17 protein-coding genes are annotated in these 21,395 nt (G+C 71.5%); 4 read left to right on the plus strand and 13 right to left on the minus strand.

The features are described from left to right. Positions 1-233 precede the first annotated feature (233 nt). The 4 genes from QNO09_RS00825 to bldG all read right to left on the minus strand — a co-directional run bounded on the left by QNO09_RS00825 (position 234) and on the right by bldG (position 4,594). Positions 234-824 (minus strand): small secreted protein, encoded by a 591-nt coding sequence (locus QNO09_RS00825; protein ID WP_283968039.1) that lies wholly within the window; start codon positions 822-824, stop codon positions 234-236. A 193-nt stretch (positions 825-1,017) separates the two neighbouring features. Continuing rightward, positions 1,018-3,423, minus strand: a complete 2,406-nt coding sequence (locus QNO09_RS00830) for a sodium-translocating pyrophosphatase (protein WP_283968040.1) — start codon at positions 3,421-3,423, stop codon at positions 1,018-1,020. A 274-nt stretch (positions 3,424-3,697) separates the two neighbouring features. Continuing rightward, positions 3,698-4,135 carry an ATP-binding protein gene (locus QNO09_RS00835; RefSeq protein ID WP_283968041.1) on the minus strand — a complete coding sequence of 146 codons (438 nt, stop codon included), beginning with the start codon at positions 4,133-4,135 and terminating at the stop codon, positions 3,698-3,700. A 117-nt stretch (positions 4,136-4,252) separates the two neighbouring features. Continuing rightward, the gene (bldG, locus tag QNO09_RS00840; RefSeq protein ID WP_003991900.1) at positions 4,253-4,594 is read right to left on the minus strand and encodes an anti-sigma factor antagonist BldG; all 342 of its coding nucleotides are present in this window, start codon (positions 4,592-4,594) and stop codon (positions 4,253-4,255) included. Between the two features lie 78 nt (positions 4,595-4,672). Here bldG and QNO09_RS00845 point away from each other — a divergent pair, with 78 nt between their 5' ends. Further along, the gene (locus QNO09_RS00845) at positions 4,673-7,183 is read left to right on the plus strand and encodes a DEAD/DEAH box helicase (RefSeq protein WP_283968042.1); all 2,511 of its coding nucleotides are present in this window, start codon (positions 4,673-4,675) and stop codon (positions 7,181-7,183) included. On the opposite strand, the gene QNO09_RS00850 is transcribed toward QNO09_RS00845, so the two are convergent. From QNO09_RS00850 to ssd, 7 genes are all read right to left on the minus strand, one after another. After that, positions 7,092-7,535 (minus strand): Rv3654c family TadE-like protein, encoded by a 444-nt coding sequence (locus QNO09_RS00850; RefSeq protein WP_283968396.1) that lies wholly within the window; start codon positions 7,533-7,535, stop codon positions 7,092-7,094. The two genes, QNO09_RS00845 and QNO09_RS00850, sit on opposite strands and share 92 nt — an antisense overlap. A gap of 44 nt (positions 7,536-7,579) precedes the next feature. Then, complete coding sequence (locus QNO09_RS00855; RefSeq protein WP_283968043.1) at positions 7,580-7,939, minus strand: TadE family type IV pilus minor pilin; 360 nt, start codon at positions 7,937-7,939, stop codon at positions 7,580-7,582. Further along, the gene (locus QNO09_RS00860) at positions 7,926-8,135 is read right to left on the minus strand and encodes a DUF4244 domain-containing protein (protein ID WP_283968397.1); all 210 of its coding nucleotides are present in this window, start codon (positions 8,133-8,135) and stop codon (positions 7,926-7,928) included. Before QNO09_RS00860 ends, QNO09_RS00855 begins: the two co-directional genes overlap by 14 nt. Positions 8,136-8,205: 70 nt before the next feature. Further along, positions 8,206-8,997, minus strand: coding sequence for a type II secretion system F family protein (locus tag QNO09_RS00865; RefSeq protein WP_283968044.1), 792 nt, complete (start codon positions 8,995-8,997; stop codon positions 8,206-8,208). Further along, a complete protein-coding gene (locus tag QNO09_RS00870; RefSeq protein ID WP_283968398.1) occupies positions 8,994-9,848 on the minus strand; it encodes a type II secretion system F family protein in 855 nt (284 codons plus the stop codon). Before QNO09_RS00870 ends, QNO09_RS00865 begins: the two co-directional genes overlap by 4 nt. A gap of 1 nt (position 9,849) precedes the next feature. After that, positions 9,850-11,076 carry a TadA family conjugal transfer-associated ATPase gene (locus tag QNO09_RS00875; RefSeq protein ID WP_283968045.1) on the minus strand — a complete coding sequence of 409 codons (1,227 nt, stop codon included), beginning with the start codon at positions 11,074-11,076 and terminating at the stop codon, positions 9,850-9,852. Beyond that, positions 11,073-12,185 (minus strand): septum site-determining protein Ssd, encoded by a 1,113-nt coding sequence (gene ssd, locus QNO09_RS00880; protein ID WP_283968046.1) that lies wholly within the window; start codon positions 12,183-12,185, stop codon positions 11,073-11,075. The genes QNO09_RS00875 and ssd overlap by 4 nt, the downstream gene beginning before the upstream one ends. 575 nt (positions 12,186-12,760) lie before the next feature. On the opposite strand from ssd, the gene QNO09_RS00885 reads away from it, so the two are divergent. Continuing rightward, entirely contained in the window at positions 12,761-13,594 is an 834-nt protein-coding gene (locus QNO09_RS00885) for an HAD family hydrolase (RefSeq protein ID WP_283968047.1), read from the plus strand. A 335-nt stretch (positions 13,595-13,929) separates the two neighbouring features. Here QNO09_RS00885 and QNO09_RS00890 read toward each other — a convergent pair whose 3' ends face one another. Together QNO09_RS00890 and QNO09_RS00895 are read right to left on the minus strand one after the other, a co-directional pair. Beyond that, complete coding sequence (locus QNO09_RS00890) at positions 13,930-14,754, minus strand: Fic family protein (protein WP_283968048.1); 825 nt, start codon at positions 14,752-14,754, stop codon at positions 13,930-13,932. A gap of 89 nt (positions 14,755-14,843) precedes the next feature. Beyond that, a complete protein-coding gene (locus QNO09_RS00895) occupies positions 14,844-16,109 on the minus strand; it encodes a polysaccharide deacetylase family protein (RefSeq protein ID WP_283968049.1) in 1,266 nt (421 codons plus the stop codon). 292 nt (positions 16,110-16,401) lie between these two features. On the opposite strand from QNO09_RS00895, the gene QNO09_RS00900 reads away from it, so the two are divergent. Both QNO09_RS00900 and acs read left to right on the plus strand, forming a co-directional pair. Then, positions 16,402-18,771, plus strand: a complete 2,370-nt coding sequence (locus QNO09_RS00900; RefSeq protein ID WP_283968050.1) for a bifunctional SulP family inorganic anion transporter/carbonic anhydrase — start codon at positions 16,402-16,404, stop codon at positions 18,769-18,771. 568 nt (positions 18,772-19,339) lie between these two features. Next, on the plus strand, positions 19,340-21,295 hold the full coding sequence (gene acs / locus QNO09_RS00905; protein WP_283968051.1) for an acetate--CoA ligase: 1,956 nt from the start codon (positions 19,340-19,342) through the stop codon (positions 21,293-21,295). Positions 21,296-21,395: the final 100 nt, after the last annotated feature.

The following is a 21,395-nucleotide window of genomic DNA, read 5'->3' on the forward strand; positions in this document are numbered from 1 at the left end:
GCTTGCGGGAACACCCGGGCACCGTCCGCGGCAAGCGCGACGGCGACGGGCCTGCCGTGCGCTTGTGCGGCCGGGCGCGTACGTGCCACCCCGGCACATCAGGTGGCCCGCCGGTGCGGGTCACCATCGGGTGAGCCGTCGTGCTCCCACGTGCCGCCGGGCACATCAGGTGACCCGCCGGTGCGGGGTCACCACCGGGTCAGCCGTCGTGCTCCCGCGTGCCGCGCGGTCCCTCAGCTCTGGGTGGCTCCCGACGACGCCGTGGCCGCCTTGCAGCTGGACTGCCGGGCCATGGCCTGGCCGACCTCGCCCTCCTCCAGGTTCCTGAGGGCGTCGTTCCCACTCTGGCTCAGCTTGTCCAGCTCGGTGGCGATGTCCTTCAGGCCGTCGGCGAACTTGCCCTGGTCCTTGGTGTCGAGCCCGTCGACCTGCTTCTTCAGGGAGGCGTACGAGGTGGAGATCGCGTTGAGCTCCTTGACCGCGTCCTGCTGCTTCTTCTCGCCGTTCTCGACGTCCGGCGCCCCGGCCTTGTCCACGGCGGTTCCGATCGCCTTGTAGGCGTCGGACATGTCCTGGAAGGCCTGCGCGTCGGTCTTCTGGACGTCCTCCGGCGTGCTGTTGTCGGAGGTCTCCTTCTGGATCGCGGCATTGGCCGACTCGATCTTCTTGGCCTGCGGCTGCACGGAGTCACAGACCTGCTTGGCCCAGGAGTCCAGCTTGTCGTTGCCGTCGTCGCCGCCGCAGCCCGACAGCGCCAGTACCAGTACCGCACCGCCGGACAGTGCGGCCGCGAGCTTCTTGTTCACCGGTTTGGTCCCTTCCATGGCTCTCGGCCCCGGAACATACACGCCAGATGCACGGCAACCGCACGCCGAACGTCCATTAAGACCGTTTCATAACCTATTGCACCAAGCGAGAGAAGGCTCACGCGTGATCCTGTACCCACAAGGTGCGGGCGGGCGACGCGCCAACGCGCACCGCCCGCCCGCACCTTGAGCTGGGGCTCTGAGAACCTCCCTACGAAACCACCGCCGTATCGGCCGACTTGGGCTCCGTCCCGGCGTTGTCTTCGTCACCCATGGCGATTCCTCGCCGCTTCGACACGTACACCGCCCCGGCGATCACGACGAACGCCAGGGCGGCGATCAGGATCCGCACCCCGATGCTCTCGTCCGGGCCGTAGGAGAACTTGATCACCGCCGGCGCGATGAGCAGCGCCACCAGGTTCATGACCTTCAGCAGCGGGTTGATCGCGGGGCCCGCGGTGTCCTTGAACGGGTCGCCGACCGTGTCGCCGATCACTGTCGCCGCGTGGGCCTCGCCACCCTTGCCTCCGTGGTGGCCGTCCTCGACGAGTTTCTTGGCGTTGTCCCAGGCGCCACCGGAGTTGGCGAGGAACACCGCCATCAGCGTGCCCGCGCCGATCGCGCCCGCCAGGAACGCGCCGAGCGGGCCGACGCCGAGCGTGAACCCGATGAAGACGGGCGCCAGCACGGCCAGCAGACCGGGGGTTGCGAGCTCGCGCAGGGCGTCCTTGGTGCAGATGTCGACGACCTTGCCGTACTCCGGAGTCTCGCTGTAATCCATGATCCCGGGCCTCTCACGGAACTGCCGCCGCACCTCGTAGACCACGGAACCCGCCGACCGCGACACGGCGTTGATCGCCAGCCCCGAGAAGAGGAAGACGACCGCCGCGCCGGCGATGAGACCCACCAGGTTGTTGGGCTGCGAGATGTCCATCATCAGACTCATCGGGGCACCGTCCCCGCTGAGTCTCTCGCCCACGTCCCGCGCGCCGGTGAAGATCGCGTCGCGGTACGACCCGAACAGCGCCGCCGCCGCGAGGACGGCCGTGGCGATGGCGATGCCCTTGGTGATCGCCTTGGTGGTGTTGCCGACCGCGTCCAGGTTGGTGAGCACCTGCGCGCCCGCGCCCTCGACGTCACCGGACATCTCCGCGATGCCCTGCGCGTTGTCGGAGACCGGCCCGAAGGTGTCCATCGCGACGATCACACCGACCGTGGTGAGCAGGCCGGTGCCGGCCAGTGCCACCGCGAACAGCGCCAGCATGATCGACGTGCCGCCCAGCAGGAACGCCCCGTACACCCCGAGGCCGATCAACAGGGCGGTGTAGACGGCGGATTCGAGACCGACGGAGATACCGGCGAGGACGACGGTGGCCGGGCCGGTGAGCGAGCTCTTGCCGATGTCCCTGACCGGGCGGCGGGTGGTCTCGGTGAAATAGCCGGTCAGTTGCTGGATCAGGGCGGCGAGCACGATGCCGATGGCCACCGCGACCAGCGCGAGGACCCGCGGGTCGCCGTCCTTGCCCAGGATCGCGGTGTCGGTGACCCCGTCGAGCTCGGAGTAGTTCCCGGGCAGATAGACGAAGACGGCCACCGCCACCAGCACCAGCGAGATCACCGCGGAGATGAAGAACCCGCGGTTGATGGCGCTCATGCCGCTGCGGTCGGCCCGCCTGGGCGCCACCGCGAAGATGCCGATCATGGCGGTGATCACGCCGATCGCGGGCACCAGCAGCGGGAAGCCGAGCCCGGCGTCACCGAAGGCGGCCGAGCCCAGGATCAGCGCGGCCACGAGGGTCACGGCGTACGACTCGAAGAGGTCGGCCGCCATGCCCGCGCAGTCGCCGACGTTGTCGCCCACGTTGTCGGCGATGGTCGCGGCATTGCGCGGGTCGTCCTCCGGAATGCCCTGCTCGACCTTGCCGACCAGGTCGGCGCCGACGTCGGCGGCCTTGGTGAAGATGCCGCCGCCGACACGCATGAACATCGCGATCAGCGCGGCCCCGAGGCCGAAGCCCTCGAGCACCTTCGGCGCGTCGGCCGCGTACACCAGCACCACGCAGGAGGCGCCGAGCAGGCCGAGGCCCACCGTGAACATGCCGACCACGCCGCCCGTACGGAAAGCGATCTTCATCGCCTTGTGCGAGACGGTGGTCAGATCCTTTTCCGGCGCGCCTTCCGCCGGGGTGGCTTCACGCGCCGCCGCGGCGACACGCACATTGCTGCGTACGGCGAGCCACATGCCGATATAGCCGGTGGCCGCCGAGAACGCCGCTCCGATCAGGAAGAACACCGAACGTCCGGCACGCTGATTCCAGTCGTCCGCGGGCAGCAGCATGAGCAGGAAGAACACGACCACGGCGAATACGCCGAGCGTGCGCAGCTGACGGGCCAGATAGGCGTTCGCGCCTTCCTGGATCGCCAACGCGATCTTCTTCATGCTGTCGGTGCCCTCGCCGGCCGCGAGTACCTGGCGCACCAGGACGCCCGCGACCGCCAGTGCCGCCAGTGCCACGACCGCGATGACCACGATGAGCACGCGGTTGCCATCGGTCAGTACAGCGGCTGCGAGGTCGGTGGGATGGCCCGACTGTGGTGAGAGGGAAAGCCCCGCCATTCGTCCTCCTTGACGCTTGGGCTGAGCTCAAGATGTGGACGGGATTCTAGGTACCGGAACCTGATCAAAACAGAGCGCGATAAACGGAATTGGTCTTCCGAGGTAATGCCCTGAAAGCATTCTCATGCTGCCGTAGAGCGCGCGAATGATCGTGAACGAATTCACGCGATGAACGACACAGGAACCACTGTAAAGGCGAGCACTGACACCCGCACATGACGAAGGGCCCCACGGGTGGGGCCCTTCGTCAAGAACGGGATGTGCGGTGGCGGGGTCAGACCAGAATCGTCGGCGGCGGTGTGGTCGGCCAGGTCATCTTGATCAGCCCGCCGTGCTCGCCCGCGCTGACCTCGACGTCGTCGACGAGTCCACTGATGACCGCGAGGCCCATCTCGTCCTCGTCGGCCTCCCCGCCGGAGTCGCCGGGTCCGCCGCCGGGTCCGCGCTCGCCGGAGACCGCGTGCGGGGCCGCGTCGCCGACCTCGATGGAGAACTGCTTCTCCTCCTCGATCAGCAACACCTTCACCGGTGCCGAGATCCCACCGGTCTGGTGCAGCCCGACGGCCCGGCTGCACGCCTCGCCGACGGCGAGCCTGACCTCGTCGAGGACGGCCTCGTCCACTCCGGCCCTGCGCGCCACCGCTGCCGCCACCAGCCGGGCGGTCCTGACGTGCTCGGGCAGCGCGCTGAAGCGGAGCTCAACGGTGGCCATGCATCCCCCTCGCAACTACGGGCGTGCTGTCGGGAGGCGCCGGGCCGGCGAAACCCGGGCCCCCTCGCTTGTCACTTCTGCCGAATGCCGGCCCGGGCACATGGCCCGGGACCGGCGTCAGTCGGTGGCCGCAACCGCTTCCTCGACCGAGGTGTGAATCGGGAACACCTTGGTCAGGCCGGTGATACGGAAGATCTTCAAAATGCGCTCCTGGTTGCAGACCAGGCGCAGGGAGCCCTCATGGGCCCGCACACGCTTCAGGCCGCCGACCAGCACGCCGAGCCCGGTGGAGTCGAGGAAATCCACGCCCTCCATGTCGACGACAAGGTGGAAACTGCCGTCGTTCACCAGCTCGACCAACTGCTCGCGCAGCTTGGGCGCGGTATATACGTCGATTTCGCCACCGACCCTGACGATCGTGCGATCGCCCATGGTTTCGGTCGACAGGGACAGGTCCACGGATCCTCCAGCACCTTGCTATCGAGCGGTCGCCCTAGGGGCATTCGGCTTCAGCCCCTGGACGCTTCGCCAGCCGCGATGGCATTCAATCACTTACCGGCAGGCGTGCACGACGCCTTGGCTCCATTGTCCGTCACGCCAGTGACACACTCGGTGCCGATGGCCAAGAATCACCGATCCGATCGAACCCCGACGGACCCCGCCTCCCGGCCCGCGCCGAGCGCGGTCCTGGACCGGCTCGCGTCCGGCCCGGGCAGGGCTTCGCGCATTACTCATACGGAGCACTTGCCCCCGCGCGCGGGTCGGCATGCCGTCTGGCCGGACCGGATCCGCGCGGAGGTCGTCGCCGCCGTGCGGGCCGCGGGCATCGAACATCCCTGGGCCCACCAGGCACGCGCCGCCGAGCACGCCCTGGACGGCGACTCGGTCGTCGTGGCCACCGGCACGGCCTCCGGCAAGTCCCTGGCCTACCTGGTGCCGGTTCTGTCCACCCTCCTGGAGGGCGCGGAGGCTCCGAACGGCCGCGGCGCGACCACGCTCTACCTGGCTCCGACCAAGGCCCTCGCGGCGGACCAATGCCGCTCCGTGAAGGAACTTTCACATCCTCTGGGCAATTCGGTACGCGCAGCCGTGTACGACGGCGATACTCCGTTCGAGGAACGCGAGTGGATCCGCCAGTACGCCAACTACGTCCTGACCAACCCGGACATGCTGCACCGCGGCATCCTGCCCTCCCACCCCCGCTGGTCCTCCTTCCTGAAGTCGCTGAAGTACGTCGTCATCGACGAGTGCCACACCTACCGCGGCGTCTTCGGCTCCCACGTCGCCCAGGTGCTGCGCCGCCTGCGCCGCCTGTGCGCCCGCTACGGCGCGTCGCCGGTGTTCCTGCTGGCCTCCGCGACCGCCGCCGAACCCGCGGTGGCCGCCCGCCGCCTCACCGGCGTGCCGGTGCTGGAGGTGGCCGACGACGCCTCCCCACGCGGTGAACTGGTGTTCGCCCTGTGGGAACCGCCGCTGACCGAACTGCACGGGGAAAGGGGCGCCCCGGTCCGCCGTACGGCCACCGCCGAGGCCGCCGACCTGCTGACCGACCTCACCGTGCAGGGTGTGCGCTCGGTGACCTTCGTCCGCTCCCGGCGTGGCGCCGAGCTGATCTCGGTCATCTCCCAGGAGCGTCTGGCCGAGGTCGACCGGTCGCTCGCCCGGCGTGTCGCGGCGTACCGGGGTGGCTATCTGCCGGAGGAGCGCCGCGCACTCGAACAAGCCCTCCATTCGGGTGAACTGCTGGGCCTCGCGGCGACGAACGCCCTCGAACTCGGCATCGACATCTCCGGCCTCGACGCGGTCGTCATCGCCGGCTACCCGGGCACGCGTGCCTCCCTGTGGCAGCAGGCGGGCCGGGCCGGACGGTCCGGGCAGGGGGCGCTGGCCGTTCTGGTCGCCCGTGACGACCCGCTGGACACCTTCCTCGTCCACCACCCCGAGGCCCTGTTCGACCAGCCTGTCGAATCGACCGTCCTCGACCCCGACAATCCCTACGTGCTGGCCCCGCACCTGTGCGCCGCGGCCGCGGAGCTGCCCCTGACGGACGAGGACCTCGACCTGTTCGGCCCCGCCAGCGAGGGCCTGCTGCCCCAGCTGGAGGCCGCGAAGCTGCTGCGCCGCCGCACCAAGGCCTGGCACTGGACCCGCCGGGAGCGCGCCGCCGACCTGACGGACATCCGCGGCGAGGGCGGACGCCCGGTCCAGGTCGTCGAGACCGGCACCGGCCGGCTGCTCGGCACGGTGGACGCCGGCGCCGCGCACTCGACAGTGCACGAGGGGGCGGTCCATCTCCACCAGGGCCGTTCCTACCTGGTGCGGTCGCTGGATCTGGAGGACTCCGTCGCCCTCGTCGAGGAGGCCGCCCCGCCCTACTCCACGGTCGCCCGGGACACGACGTCGATCTCCGTCCTGGAGACGGACGTCGAGATCCCCTGGGGTGACGGCCGCCTCTGCTACGGCTCCGTCGAGGTCACCAACCAGGTCGTCTCCTTCCTGCGCAGACGGCTCATCACCGGCGAAGTGCTCGGCGAGACCAAACTCGACCTCCCTCCCCGTACGCTGCGCACCCGCGCCGTGTGGTGGACCGTCACCGAGGACCAGCTGGACCGGGCGCGGATCAACCCGGAGATCCTCGGCGGCTCCCTGCACGCCGCCGAGCACGCGTCGATCGGGCTGCTGCCCCTCTTCGCGACCTGCGACCGCTGGGACATCGGCGGCGTGTCGATCCCGCTCCACCCCGACACGCTCCTGCCCACGGTCTTCGTCTACGACGGCCATCCGGGCGGCGCGGGCTTCTCGGAGCGCGCCTTCCGCACCGCCCGCACCTGGCTGTCCGCCACCCGCCAGGCCATCGGCTCCTGCGAGTGCGAGGCCGGCTGTCCGTCCTGCATCCAGTCCCCCAAGTGCGGCAACGGCAACGATCCGCTGCACAAGAGGGGGGCGGTGCGCCTCCTCACGGTGCTGCTGGAGGGGGCTCCCGAGGAGAAGGAGGGCGCTGCGCAGGAGACGGAGACGGCGGACGGGGCAGCTGAGCAGCCGACGTGAGGTCCGGCAGGGCCGTCGCAGGCCCCGCCCGCGCCCTGACCTCCGCCGTGAACGGCCCCCGTCCCGACGCCGCCGTGACGTCCGAGATCTGTCCGGTGACCTCGCACCGCACCAACCGCACGCCCTGTGCCCGGGCCACCCGGCCGGCCCGGGCACAGGCAACCGCACCGCCCTCGGCCCAGTGATCCGCTGCGGCGAGCGCCGCGAGATCCGCACCGCCCGCCGCACGATGCCGGATCACGACGGCCTGGCCGAGCGCGAGGACCACACCGAACACCACGCACAGGACGGCGACGGCCCCCACGCTCCAGACGGTGGCGGACCCGCGGTCAGACCCGGCGCGCCGGCCCATGGCCGCCGCCCTCAGGCCGGATCCGGCCCTCGCCCGACGGCGCCTCACGTGCCCACCGCCTCCTCCACCGACGCCACGGCCTCCTCGCGCACGGTGAAGGACAGACCACGCAGCACCGGCGGCTCGGCCACGACGACCACCCGGACCTGCTCCGCGTCCCGGCTGACGGTCACCTTCGCACCGGGCGGCGCCGCCTCACGGGTCAGCTTCACGACCGCGCCGGGCGGGTCCTGGCGGGCCGCCGCACGCGCTCCCGTCCGCGCCGCGTCCACACACTGGATCTGCGCGGCCACGGCCAGCAGCCCCCACACCAGGGCCATCGCGAACATCACCAGCACGGGCAGCACCACGGCCGACTCCGCCGTGACGAACCCCCGGTCGGCGCCCCGCTCACATTCGCGCATTGAGGGCTCCCTTCACGATGGCTTGCAGCTCCGCGCTGACCGGCCCGCTCGTGACGACCTTGTACAGCACCACCGCGAACGCCACCGCGGCGATGATTCCCATCGCGTACTCGGAGGTGACCATCCCCCTGTCGCTCCGCGCCGTGCGCATCCCGCTCACCAGGACACGCAGCCGTGCCCGTACCACCTGATACATCTCAACCCCCGTGGGAAAGAGTCCGAACTTCTGCTTTTTGCCGCTCACTTGCTTCCGGTCCGTCTTCGCGTCATCCACCACCCCCTGCGAGCACCCCGCCCGCGAGCCCGATCACCACGGGCAGCACGCCGACCGCGATGAACGCGGGCAGGAAGCACAGCCCGACCGGCGCACTGACCATCACGCCCGCCCGGCGGGCCCTGACCGTCGCGGCGCGGCCCCAGTCGGCACGGGCCTCTGCGGCGAGCCGTGCGACCGGCACGGCGGCGGGCAGCCCGGACACATCGGCCCGTTCCAGCAGCGCGGCCAGGGCTCCGGCGCCCGGGAGGGCCCCCAACCTCCGCCAGGCCGCACCCGGTTCCCCACCCAGCCGCACCTCCGCCGCACCCCGTGCGAGGGCGTCGCCGACGGGGCCGCCGAGGGCCTCGCCCACCGCCTGCGCCGCGATCACCGGGCCGGCACCCGCCGCGATGCAGGCCGCCAGCAGGTCGGCGGCGAGGGGCAGTTGCCGCGCCGCCTCGGCGAGGTCGGATGTGCGCGGATCCGCGCCGACCGTCTCCCGCCTCAGCCGCCACCGCCACACACCCACCGCGCCTGCCAGCCCCACGGCGACCCCGGCCAGACCCCCGACCAGCGCCCATCCGGCGCACGCCACGCCCGCCGGGGGCAACCAGGCCCGGGCAATCCCGTCCAGGGCCAGGCGTGGAACAGGCGCCGGCACCTCCCGGGCCCTCACCAGGCCGGCCAGTCGCCGACGCGTCCTCCGGCGACGCCGGGACGTGATCAGCCACCGCGCCGACCCTGCGCAGACCGCCACGATCCCCACGGCCACCCCCAGCCTGTGGACAACTTCTGTGCTCATGCCGCTCCCTCCGCGCTCCGTACGATCCGCCCCACCCACCACAGCCCCAGGCCCTCCATCACCCCGCCGGTCGCCAGGCAGCCCAGCCCCGCCCCCGTGTGCAGCAGGACGTGGAGGGGATCGGCGCCCAGCGCGGTGCCGATGGCGAGGCCCAGGGCCGGCAGCCCGGCGAGCATCACCGCCGTGGCCCGAGCACCCGCCAACTGGGCACGCAGGTCGGACCGTTGATCCCGCTCGGCGCGCAGGGCGGCGGCGAGCCGGTCGAGTCCGGCCGCAAGTCCCGCGCCCTGGTCCACGGCGACCCGCCAGCACGCCGCCAGGCCAAGCAGCCCCTCGGCACCCGGTTGCCGTGCCGCCGTCGCGAGCGCGTCCGGCACATCACCGCCGAACCGCGCCGCCGCCAGCACCGTCACCTGAGCGTCGGCGAGTCCGTAGCAGTCCCGCGCGGCCCGCAACAACGCCTCGCCCGGCTGGCGTCCGGCCCGCACCTCCCCGGCGAGCGTGCCGCACAGGGCGATCACCGCGTCGGCCCGCTGTTCCCGGTCCCGCCGCGCCCCGCCGGCCAGCCGGGCCCGCCTCAGCAGCGGCACCCCGGCCGCCCCCAGGACGACCGGCAGCACCGACGCCCCCGGCACCGCCAGCACCAGCCCGGCCACCGCCGACCACCACTCGGCTCCCAGCCTCCCGCGGAGGCGCCGCAGCCCACCGGTCAGCCGCCGCCACCCAGCCGGTCCCTGCGCGACGGCCCCGCCACCCGCGAGCAGCAACCGTGCCCGCCGCGCCGCCTCCTCCCGCTCGGCCAACAGCCACACGGCCGCCCCCATGCACACCACCGCCGCACCCGTCGACATCTCAGGCACCCCCGTCACGACCGGCCCCCTCCACCGCGGCCTCGTCCGGCCTGCTCCCGCTCGCCTCACCCCGAAGAAGCCCCCGCAGCCGCTCCCAACCCCGCTCCCGCACGAACGCCTGCGCTCCCCACCGCAGGGCCGGCACTGTCCGCACCAGCCCCGACGGGTCCCGCTCCAGCACGTGCACCTCGGCGATCCGTCGCCGCCCGGAGCGGTCGCGCACCAGATGCAGCACCACGGAGAGCGCGGCCGCCAATTGGCTGTGCAGCGCGGCCCGGTCGAGTCCGGCGGCCGTGCCGAGCGCCTCCAGCCGGGCCGGTACATCGGCGGCGGCGTTGGCGTGCACGGTCCCGCAGCCGCCCTCGTGGCCGGTGTTCAACGCGGCCAGCAGATGCACCACTTCGGGTCCGCGCACCTCACCCACGACCAGCCGGTCGGGCCGCATCCGCAGCGCCTGACGCACCAGATCCTCGAGGGTGACCAGGCCCGCGCCCTCCTGGTTGGCGGGTCTGGTCTCCAGCCGCACGACGTGCGGATGATCGGGTCGCAGTTCCGCCGAGTCCTCGGCGAGGACGATCCGCTCGTCCGGCCCCACCAGTCCCAGCAGGGCACTCAGCAGCGTGGTCTTGCCGGTGCCGGTTCCTCCGCTGACCAGAAAGGACAGCCGGGCGTCGAGCAGCGCCCGCAGCACGCGGTCCCCGCCCGGCGGCACCGTGCCCGCCGCGACCAGCTCGCCGAGGGTGAAGGCACGGGGCCGCACGACCCGCAGCGACAGGCAGGCGCAGCCGACGGCCACCGGCGGCAGCACCGCGTGCAATCGCGTTCCGTCGGGCAGCCGGGCGTCGGCCCAGGGCCGGGCGTCGTCCAGTCGGCGTCCGGCCACGGCGGCCAGACGCTGGGCGAGACGCCGCACGGCCGCCGCGTCCGGGAACCGCACCGGCGTCAGCTCCAGTCCGCCGCCCCGGTCCACCCAGACCCGGTCCGGGGCCGACACGAGCACGTCCGTCACCGACGGATCGGCGAGGAGCGGCTCCAACGGTCCGCTGCCGACCAGCTCGGACCGCAACTGTGCGGCGGCCCCCAGGACCTCGGCGTCCCCGAGGACCCGCCCCTGTTCCCGCAGGGCCTGCGCCACGCGTGCGGGGGTCGGCTCGGCCCCGCTCTCGGCCAGCCACCGCCGCACACCGTCGAGCAGCGCCGCGCCCTCGTGAGTGGCCAGGGTGCTCATGCCGCACCCGCCTCGACGAGCGCCCGCTCCCAGAACCCCTTGCAGAACCGGGCGAGCGGTCCTCGAGGAACGGCGCCCGGTGGCGCCGCGCCCTCGTCCGGGCGCGTCAGCCCCGGCTCGTCCGGTACCTCGCCGACCAGGGGCAGTCGGAGCAGCCGGGCCACCTCGCGGTCGTCGAGCCCCGGTGGGTACGGCCCGCGGACCGCCACGCGCAGGTCCCGCAGGACCATGCCGACCGCGGAGGCCACCCGCCCCGCGGCCGCGACGGCCCGCAGCTCGGCGGGCACCACCAGCAAGCCCAGGTCCAGCTGCGAGAGGACCTCGGCGACACCGTCGTCGATCCGGCGGGGCAGGTCGACCACGACCGTGCCTCCCCGGCGCCGGGCCGCCGCGAGCACCGCGCGCACCGCCTGCGGCGGGACGGCGATCCGGTCGCCGCGGTCCCAGCTGAGCACCCGAAGCGAGTGCAGCTCGGGCAGCGACTCCTCCAGGGCTCCCCCGCCGACCCGTCCGCGTGAGGAGGCGAATGCGGGCCAGCGCAGCCCTTCGGCCGTCTCACCGCCGAGGAGCACGTCGAGTCCGCCGCCCAGCGGATCGGCGTCCACGAGGAGGGTGCGCAGTCCCTCCCGCGCGGAGGAGACGGCGAGGGCGCAGGAGAGCGTGGAGGCTCCGGCCCCGCCTCGGCCGCCGATGACACCCACGGTGAGGGCGGGCCGGCCGACGCCCTCGGCCACGTCGGCGATCCGGTCGACCAGCCACTGCTCGCCGTCGGGCAGCATCAGCACGTGCTCGGCGCCGATCTCGACGGCCCGTCGCCACACCCCTGAGTCGTCCTGGTCCCGGCCCACGAGGACGACGCCCCTTCTGCGCGCGGCCCCGCGCACCCTCCGCGCCGCGTCGTCGCCCACCAGGATCAGCGGCGCGGCCTCCCAGCCGCCTCTGCGCTCCGGCACCCCGTGATGCACCTCGGGTGTGGCGCCCGCCGCCGCGCACAGGCGGAGCAGATCGTCGAGGAGTTCGGTGTCCTCGGTGACGATCAGCGGTCCGCCCTGCCGGCCTCCGGCGGTTGGCGGCGGGTCGTGCGTGACGGTTCCGGCCACGGTTTCCATCCCCCTTCGCTGCGTGACTCGCACGGCCCCTGCGGCCCCGCGATTCCCAAACGTGGGAAGAACCGGCGAGTGGCCTCCCTGTGAACGGCCGACGGAAACCGGCCAAACGCTCCCGGGTACTCGGAACCGGCCATGAACTCGCCGCGAGCGGGACGCGCAGGAATCACGGTGCAGCGAACCCGGAAATCGTGTGGATCTTGGTGGAAAACTGTGGATGCGCCGGGGGTTGTGAATATCGCCTTCACCCATACCGGTGAGCCGCTCAGACCCTCTGTGCGGCTTCCACAGAGCAGTCCGATCGCCACACAGCGTCACAAGTCATGCGCATGTCAAGAACGCGTCCGGGACTCTGCCGGACCGGCTGTCAGGCCGTGAGAAGAAGGAGAAAACCCACCCGGACATGCGACGACCCCCGCCGGGGGGGAGAGCGGGGGTCGTCCCCACGGCCGACTCGGGGGGGGGAGGAGTCGGGCCGGGTTAGCACGGTCGCGAACGATCCGTGACTTCCATGGTGTACCCGAGAGCCTTCTCAGGCAAACCCACGCGCCCCACCTTACGCCGAATGGGCTGCCCCTATGCTCTGGGACGTGGAAAACCACTCGTTGCCCCGCACAGCCGCCTTCTTTGACCTGGACAAGACGGTCATTGCGAAGTCGAGCACGCTCACGTTCAGCAAGTCGTTCTACCAAGGCGGTCTGATCAACCGCAGGGCCGTCTTGCGTACCGCATATGCCCAGTTCGTCTTCCTCGCCGGCGGCGCCGACCACGACCAGATGGAGCGCATGCGCGCATATCTGTCCGCCCTGTGCCGCGGCTGGAACGTGCAGCAGGTCAAGGAGATCGTCGCCGAGACGCTGCACGACCTGATCGACCCGATCATCTACGACGAGGCGGCCTCCCTGATCGAGGAGCACCACACCGCCGGACGCGATGTCGTCATCGTGTCCACCTCGGGCGCCGAAGTGGTCGAGCCGATCGGCGAGCTGCTCGGCGCGGACCGCGTCGTCGCCACCCGCATGGTCGTGGGCGAGGACGGCTGCTTCACCGGCGAGGTGGAGTACTACGCGTACGGCCCCACCAAGGCCGAGGCCGTCAGGGAACTGGCCGCGTCGGAGGGGTACGACCTCAGCCGCTGCTACGCCTACAGCGACTCGGCGACCGATGTGCCGATGCTGGAGTCCGTCGGCCATCCGCACGCCGTGAACCCGGACCGGGCGCTGCGCCGCGAGGCCCTCGCACGCGGGTGGCCGATCCTGGACTTCCACCGCCCCGTCCGGCTCAAGCAGCGCATTCCGGCGTTCTCCGTACCGCCGCGTCCGGCGCTCGTCGCGGTCGCCGCCATAGGAGCCGCCGCAGCCACCGCGGGACTCGTCTGGTACGCGAACAGGCGCCGGGCGACGGTCGCTTGACCTGGTACGACGCACGGTCCTATGTGAACCCAAAAGTAAAGAAGTGCAGTCTGGACTTCCGCTCACTGCGGGGCAGGAGTACAAAGGACTCAACGGCCCGCGAGACCAAGGACATCCGAGAGGATCACCTTTTTAACGCATTTGGCCCCACGGACCGAGCATGAACACCGGGCACCCACGCGACGTCGACCCGTCGAATACGGGCCAGCCGCACCAGGGACGGGCAAAGCTCCCGACCTGATGGGCATATATCGAGGACGCTTGGTAACCCGGTGCTCATGCCAGCGGCGGTACGAGAACTCGTACCGCCGCATCATTTTTCCCACCGGGCGATGTCAGGCCGCTCCGCGTTGCAGCGCCTCGCACACCGCCATGGACTCACGGGCCCCCAGTTCGACGGCCCTGCCGCAGTGGGCGATCCAGGCGGCCACGCCCTCGGGGGTACCGGAGACGTACCCGCCCAGGGCCTTCAGGTAGGCGTCGCGTCCCAGCTCGGCGTGGCCGACCTCGGCCGCGCAGACCGACTTCGGGTCCAACCCGCTGCCCACCAGGACGATGCGTTCGGCCGTGCGCGCGACCAGGCCGTTGTGGGACGTGAAGGGGCGCAGCGCGAGGAGTTCGCCGTGCACGACGGCGGCCGTCACCAGCGCCGGTGCGGAGCCGCCGGCGATGATCAGTCCGGCCAGCCCGTCCAGCCGGCCGTGCGCCTCCGCGGCGCCCGGCAGCGGCAGCCCGACGACCGGTTCGTCGACCGGCTCGCCCTCCTTGCGGGGCCGCCCCACCTCGTCGCCCTTGCCGGCGGCCGCCACCAGGTGCAGCCGGGCCAGCACGCGCAGGGGCGACTGCCGCCAGATCGACAGCAGCTGGCCCGCCTCGGCGGTGAGCCGTAGGGCGGCACCCACGGTGCGGGCCTCGTCGTCGCCACTGAAGTCCGTACGCCGGCGCACCTCCTCCAGGGCCCAGTCCGCGCCGGACAGCGCGGCCGAGCCCCGGGCGCCTCGTAGGGCGGCCTCGGAGGTGATCGCGTTGCTGCGCCGCCGCATGACCCGGTGCCCGTAGACCCGGTCGACGGCCTTGCGTACGGACTCCACGGAATCGGCCACTCCGGGCAGCGCCCCCAGAGCCGCGAGGGGATCGGCGGTCGCGCCTGCTGTACTCATGAGTACGACCCTACGCACCCCGGGGCCCCGTCCCGCCGCGGAGTGGCCTTCTTCACGCGCGCGTGCGCCCGGCCACGTCCGCCCGAGGACTACCCCTTGGCCGCCGGAGCGCCGGGCACGCCCTTGGGCGCCGGGGCGGGACGGTCCGACAGGAAGGCCGCCCAGCCCTCCTTGGGCGCCTGGCCGACCGGCAGGCCACGCAGCTTCTCCAGCGTCTTCGGGTCCTGCGCGTCCAGCCAGTCCACGAGCTGCCGGAACGACACGCAGCGCACCTCCTTCTTGGTGCACACGGTCTCGATGACCTCCTCGACGGCCCGCATGTAGGTGCCGCCGTTCCAGGACTCGAAGTGGTTGCCGATGATCAGGGGGGCGCGGTTGCCGTCGTAGGCCCGCGCGAAGCCCTTGAGCAGGCCGTCGCGCATCTGGTCGCCCCAGTAGTCGAACTTGGCGGGGTTGCCCTGGGTGGTGGTGCCCGATTGGTTGACCATGAAGTTGTAGTCCATGGCGAGCTGCTCGAAGGAGTGGCCGGGGAACGGCACGAGCTGCATGGACACGTCCCACAGGCCCTGCTTCTTCTTCGGCCAGACCTGGTCGTTGACACCGCTGGTGTCATATCGGAAGCCCAGGTCACGGGCGGCCCTCATGAAGTTGCGCTGGCCTTCGAGGCAGGGGGTGCGGGCGCCGATGAGCTCCTTGTCGTAGTCGAAGGGCAGCGGGGAGGCGTCCTTCAGGCCGGTGTTGGTCTTCCAGGTCTTCACGAACCGCTTGGCCTGGGAGATCTCGTCCTTCCAGTCCTGCACGGACCACTCGCCGACACCGCCGCCGCTGCCGCAGAAGTGGCCGTTGAAGTGGGTGCCGATCTCGTTGCCCTCCAGCCACGCCAGGCGCAGCTGCTTCACCGTGGCGGCGATGCCCCGACGGTCGTTGAAGCCGATGTCGGAGCGGCCCGGGGAGTGCTGGGGCGGGCGGTACTGGTCACGCTCGTCGTTCGGCAGCATGTACACGCCGCTCAGGAAGTACGTCATGGTCGCGTTGTTCTTCTTGGCGACCTGGCGGAAGTGGGAGAACAGCTTCTGGCCGTCCTCGCCCGCGCCGTCCCAGGAGAAGACGACGAACTGCGGGGGCTTCTGGCCGGGCCGCAGCCGTTCGGGCCTGGGCAGGTGGGGCTGGGCGCCGGTGTAGGCGGTGGAGCCGTCTCCGATCAGCCGGACCGCGCTCTTCGGCGCCTGGGCCGGCGTCGGCTTCTGCGGGTCGGGGTCGTCCTGCCGGGGGGTGCCGGTCGCGCAACCGGCGAGCGATGCGGCGCAGACCGCGGCGATCACGGAGCCCGCGGCGATCCTGGGGGTGGCGGCCATGTTCCGCCCACCTTCTTCCTTCTCTCGGGTGCGGACAGCGCCGCCACATTCACACGGGACCGAGAAGGAATTAGTCCGACAAGCCGATCAAATAGGCACTTCACTCTTCAGAGTGATCTATTCACCCATTTGCCCGTAAAATCTATGCTCGCCCTTTACTCTGCATTACGATCCGTTTACCGAGCGTTGATTCATCCCGCCGATTCACGCCGTGACCGCCGCGACCGAACCCCGCCCTGAGCGGGACCCCCCAATGACGCGACCGCCGCAGCCCCGGAGGAGACGGGAAACCATGTCAGCATGCGTCCCCACACGCGCCGCCGACCCGAACCGAACCGAGCGCACGCATCCGCCCCACAGTCCGCCGCCGGCCGGGCCCCGCCGATTCCGCATCGCGGGTGCCGATGTGTCGGCCTCGATCGCGGTCTTCCTGATCGCCCTGCCGCTGTCCCTGGGTATCGCCCTCGCGACCGGCGCCCCTCTGCAAGCCGGCCTCGTCGCCGCCGCCGTCGGCGGACTGGTCGCCGGGCGGCTCGGCGGCTCCCCGCTCCAAGTGAGCGGACCCGCCGCCGGACTCACCGTGGTGACCGCCGACCTCATCCAGCGCTACGGCTGGCGGACGACCTGCGCCATCACCATCCTGGCCGGCCTCGCGCAACTCGGCCTGGGCTGCCTGCGGGTGGCCCGTGGCGCTCTCGCCGTCAGTCCCGCCATCGTGCACGGCATGCTCGCCGGGATCGGTGTCACCATCGCCGTCGCCCAGCTGCACATCGTGCTCGGCGGCACACCGCAGAGCTCCGTCCCGGACAACCTCCGCGCGCTGCCCGCCCAGTTGGCGGACATGCGCCCCGCGGCCGTGTCGGTCAGCGTGCTGACCCTGGCGCTGCTCCTGCTCTGGCCGAGACTGCCCGGCCGGGCCGGACACCTGCTGCGCAAGATCCCGGCCGCGCTCATCGCCGTCGCCGGGGCCACCGCGGTCGCCGCCCTCGCCGGTCTCCGGCTGCCCAAGGTCGACCTGCCGTCCTGGAGCAACCACGCCTTGGCCGGGCTGCCCGAGGGCCCCGTGCTCGGCCTGGTCGCCGCCGTGCTCACGACCACGCTGGTGTGCAGCGTGCAGTCGCTGCTCGGCGCGGTCGCCGTGGACAAGCTGGTGGCCGGCCGCCCGGGCCTGTCCGCCCGCGTCGGGCGCTCCAACCTCGACCGCGAACTGCTCGGGCAGGGCACGGCCAATATCGTCTCCGGCTCGCTCGGTGGACTGCCCATCGCCGGTGTGGCCGTGCGGAGCTCGGCGAATGTGCACGCGGGAGCGGTCAGCCGGAACTCCACGATGCTGCACGGCGTTCTCGTAGTGATCGCCACGCTGCTGATGGTCCCCATGCTGGAGCTCATCCCGCTCGCCTCGCTCGCCGCCCTGGTGATGGCCATCGGCATCCAGATGGTGTCCCTGAACCACATCCGCACGGTGACGCGCCACCGGGAAGTGTGGGTCTACGCCGTCACCACCCTCGGCGTGGTCTCCTTCGGCGTCCTGGAGGGCGTGGCGCTCGGCATCGCCATGGCCGTCGGCGTCGCCCTGCACCGCCTCACCCGCACCCGCATCACGCACGACGAAAGGGAAGGAGTCCATCACGTCCACGTCAGAGGACAGTTGACGTTCCTCGCGGTGCCACGGCTCAGCCGGGCCCTGCATCTCGTGCCCCACGGTGCCGACACCATCGTGGAACTGGACGGGTCGTTCATGGACCACGCGGCGTACGAGACCTTGCAGGACTGGCAGAAGACGCACACCGCGCAGGGCGGCACCGTGGAGATCACCGGCCGGCACACCGGCACCCGCATCTCCGATCCCCGATCCCTCACCGACTGCCGTTGCCGGCCCTGGACACCCTGGCGCAACCACCAGTGCGACGGACCGCAGTCCGCACCCCCCGCCGAGAAGACCCCGGACGGGTCGGACCGCTCCGAGCCGGACCCGACGGGCACCGGCAGAGCCAGCGGGCATGAACTGGCGCGTGGCATCAGCGCGTTCCAGCGCAACACCGCCCCCCTGGTGCGCAACGAGCTGGCCCGGCTGGCGCGTGAGGGGCAGCGGCCCTCGCAGCTCTTCCTGACCTGCGCCGACTCCCGACTGGTCACATCGATGATCACCTCCAGTGGTCCGGGCGACCTCTTCGTCGTGCGCAACGTGGGCAACCTCGTCCCGCGACCCGGCGCGGAGAGCGGCGACGACTCGGTGTCGGCCGCGATCGAGTACGCCGTGGACGTCCTGCGGGTGCGGTCCATCACGGTGTGCGGGCACTCGGGATGCGGCGCCATGCAAGCCCTGCTCAACTCCGAGCCCGGAGGCGCCCGGACCCCGCTGAAGCGATGGCTGCGGCACGGGCTGCCGAGCCTGGAGCGCATGGCCGCCGACACCGCGTCCTGGACCAGGCTCGCCGGGCGCTTCCCCGAGGACGCGGTCGAGCAGCTCTGCCTCACGAACGTGGTACAGCAGTTGGAGCACCTGCGTGCCCACGACTCGGTGGCCCGGGCCCTCGGCGAGGGCACCCTGGAGCTGCACGGGATGTACTTCCACGTGGGCGAGGCCGAGGCGTATCTGCTGACCGAGACGGACGCCGGCGGCGTCTTCGACCGGGTACGGGAGCCGGACCTGACGGCGTGAGCCCAACGCCGGGTGGGGCTCTGTCCCCGCCCGGCACCGGCTGAGGGCGCGCCCCCACCGGCACCGGCTGAGGGCGTGCCCCCACCGGCACCGGCTGAGGGCATGTCCCCAACCGGCACCGGCTGAGGGCGCGCCCTCCGGTCGGCAGTGGGGCACACCCGACCGGCAGCGGGCACACCCGTGGGTCCACCCTGGCCCGACCGCACCCATCGGCGCTCCGGACGGTCGCCCCCACCTCCGGCCCGGCCGGACCGGACGGCCGGAACGTCCGGGCCGCCGAGCCCCGCGGGGATTTCCGCCGAACCTCGCAGGACTACCGCCGCGGCTCTCCCGCCCCGCCGCGACTCCTACCGTTCCGCCGCGGCTCCTCCTCTGCCGCGCTCCGATGACGGGCAGCACACGCGGTGAACTTTCCCTGGTCGGCGTCCGTGCCTACGGATGACCCCCGCCGCCGACAACACCGTCCCACAGGTCTAAACCAATCGGCGGTCGGCCCTTGTCATCGCACCCCCGGGTCTGATGAGCTGTGGCCTGGGACACAACGGACACCCTGGGAAAGGCAGATGCCGTGAGCAACGAGAGCCTGGCCAACCTGCTCAAGGAAGAGCGCAGGTTCGCACCCCCCGCCGACCTGGCCGCGAACGCCAACGTCACCGCGGAGGCGTATGAGCAGGCCAAGGCTGACAGGCTCGGCTTCTGGGCCGAGCAGGCCCGCCGGCTGACCTGGGCCAAGGAGCCCACCGAGACGCTCGACTGGTCGAACCCGCCGTTCGCCAAGTGGTTCCAGGACGGCGAGCTCAACGTCGCCTACAACTGCGTCGACCGGCACGTGGAAGCCGGGCACGGCGACCGGGTCGCCATCCACTTCGAGGGCGAGCCCGGCGACAGCCGCGCCATCACCTACGCCGAACTCAAGGACGAGGTCTCCAAGGCGGCCAACGCCCTGCTGGAGCTGGGAGTCCAGGCGGGCGACCGGGTCGCCGTCTACATGCCGATGATCCCCGAGACGGCGATCGCGATGCTGGCCTGCGCCCGGATCGGCGCCGCGCACTCGGTCGTCTTCGGCGGTTTCTCCTCGGACGCGCTCGCCACCCGCATCCAGGACGCCGACGCACGCGTGATCATCACCTCCGACGGCGGCTACCGCCGCGGCAAGCCCTCCGCGCTGAAGCCGGCCGTGGACGAGGCCGTCGAGAAGGCGGGCACCGTCGAGCACGTCCTGGTCGTGCGGCGCACGGGCCAGGAGGTCGCCTTCACCGAGGGCCGCGACGTGTGGTGGCACGACCTGGTGGGGCGGCAGAGCGCCGAGCACACCCCGCAGCCGTTCCACGCCGAGCACCCGCTGTTCATCCTCTACACCTCGGGCACCACGGGTAAGCCGAAGGGCATCCTGCACACCTCCGGCGGCTACCTCACCCAGACCGCCTACACCCACCACGCCGTCTTCGACCTCAAGCCGGAGACGGACGTCTACTGGTGCACGGCCGACGTCGGCTGGGTCACCGGCCACTCGTACATCGTCTACGGCCCCCTGGCCAACGGCGCGACGCAGGTCATGTACGAGGGCACGCCGGACACCCCGCACCAGGGCCGTTTCTGGGAGATCGTGCAGAAGTACGGGGTCACGATCCTGTACACCGCGCCGACCGCGATCCGTACGTTCATGAAGTGGGGCGACGACATCCCCGCCAAGTTCGACCTGTCCAGCCTGCGTGTGCTGGGCTCGGTGGGCGAGCCGATCAACCCCGAGGCGTGGATCTGGTACCGCAAGAACATCGGCGGCGACCGCACCCCGGTCGTCGACACCTGGTGGCAGACCGAGACCGGCTCCATGATGATCACCCCGCTGCCGGGCGTGACCGCCACCAAGCCCGGTTCGGCGCAGACACCGCTGCCCGGCATCGCCGCGACGGTCGTCGACGACGAGGCCAACGAGGTTCCCAACGGCGGTGGCGGCTACCTGGTGCTGACCGAGCCGTGGCCGTCGATGCTGCGCACCATCTGGGGCGACGACCAGCGCTTCCTCGACACCTACTGGTCGCGCTTCGAGGGCAAGTACTTCGCCGGTGACGGCGCAAAGAAGGACGACGACGGCGACATCTGGCTGCTCGGCCGGGTCGACGACGTCATGCTCGTGTCCGGGCACAACATCTCCACCACCGAGGTCGAGTCCGCGCTGGTCTCCCATCCCTCCGTCGCCGAGGCGGCCGTGGTCGGCGCGGCGGACGAGACGACCGGACAGGCGATCGTCGCCTTCGTGATCCTTCGCGGTACGGCCACGGAGACCGAGACCCTGGTCGGTGAGCTGCGCGCCCACGTCGGCAACACCCTCGGCCCGATCGCCAAGCCCAAGCGGATTCTGCCGGTCGCCGAGCTGCCCAAGACCCGCTCCGGCAAGATCATGCGCCGGCTGCTGCGGGACGTCGCCGAGAACCGTCAGCTGGGTGACGTCACCACCCTGACCGACTCCACGGTCATGGACCTCATCCAGGCCAAGCTGCCCGCCGCCCCCAGCGAGGACTGATCGCGGCATCGGAATGACGGGACCGGCGGAGGGCATCCGATCATGGGGTGCCCTCCGCCGGGGCATCCCGGCGCCGAGGACCGCCGGATGCGCACAGCCG

It is taken from the genome of Streptomyces sp. 378, assembly GCF_030124145.1.
Taxonomy (GTDB): domain Bacteria; phylum Actinomycetota; class Actinomycetes; order Streptomycetales; family Streptomycetaceae; genus Streptomyces.

Excerpts from the sequence above, each read along its gene's own strand:
- QNO09_RS00825 (WP_283968039.1), bottom strand. The coding sequence starts at position 824 with ATGGAAGGGACCAAACCGGTGAACAAGAAGCTCGCGGCCGCACTGTCC.
- QNO09_RS00830 (WP_283968040.1), bottom strand. The coding sequence starts at position 3,423 with ATGGCGGGGCTTTCCCTCTCACCACAGTCGGGCCATCCCACCGACCTC.
- QNO09_RS00835 (WP_283968041.1), bottom strand. The coding sequence starts at position 4,135 with ATGGCCACCGTTGAGCTCCGCTTCAGCGCGCTGCCCGAGCACGTCAGG.
- QNO09_RS00845 (WP_283968042.1), top strand. The coding sequence starts at position 4,673 with ATGGCATTCAATCACTTACCGGCAGGCGTGCACGACGCCTTGGCTCCA.
- QNO09_RS00850 (WP_283968396.1), bottom strand. The coding sequence starts at position 7,535 with ATGGGCCGGCGCGCCGGGTCTGACCGCGGGTCCGCCACCGTCTGGAGC.
- QNO09_RS00855 (WP_283968043.1), bottom strand. The coding sequence starts at position 7,939 with ATGCGCGAATGTGAGCGGGGCGCCGACCGGGGGTTCGTCACGGCGGAG.
- QNO09_RS00860 (WP_283968397.1), bottom strand. The coding sequence starts at position 8,135 with ATGTATCAGGTGGTACGGGCACGGCTGCGTGTCCTGGTGAGCGGGATG.
- QNO09_RS00865 (WP_283968044.1), bottom strand. The coding sequence starts at position 8,997 with ATGAGCACAGAAGTTGTCCACAGGCTGGGGGTGGCCGTGGGGATCGTG.
- QNO09_RS00870 (WP_283968398.1), bottom strand. The coding sequence starts at position 9,848 with ATGTCGACGGGTGCGGCGGTGGTGTGCATGGGGGCGGCCGTGTGGCTG.
- QNO09_RS00875 (WP_283968045.1), bottom strand. The coding sequence starts at position 11,076 with ATGAGCACCCTGGCCACTCACGAGGGCGCGGCGCTGCTCGACGGTGTG.
- ssd (WP_283968046.1), bottom strand. The coding sequence starts at position 12,185 with ATGGAAACCGTGGCCGGAACCGTCACGCACGACCCGCCGCCAACCGCC.
- QNO09_RS00885 (WP_283968047.1), top strand. The coding sequence starts at position 12,761 with ATGCTCTGGGACGTGGAAAACCACTCGTTGCCCCGCACAGCCGCCTTC.
- QNO09_RS00890 (WP_283968048.1), bottom strand. The coding sequence starts at position 14,754 with ATGAGTACAGCAGGCGCGACCGCCGATCCCCTCGCGGCTCTGGGGGCG.
- QNO09_RS00895 (WP_283968049.1), bottom strand. The coding sequence starts at position 16,109 with ATGGCCGCCACCCCCAGGATCGCCGCGGGCTCCGTGATCGCCGCGGTC.
- QNO09_RS00900 (WP_283968050.1), top strand. The coding sequence starts at position 16,402 with ATGTCAGCATGCGTCCCCACACGCGCCGCCGACCCGAACCGAACCGAG.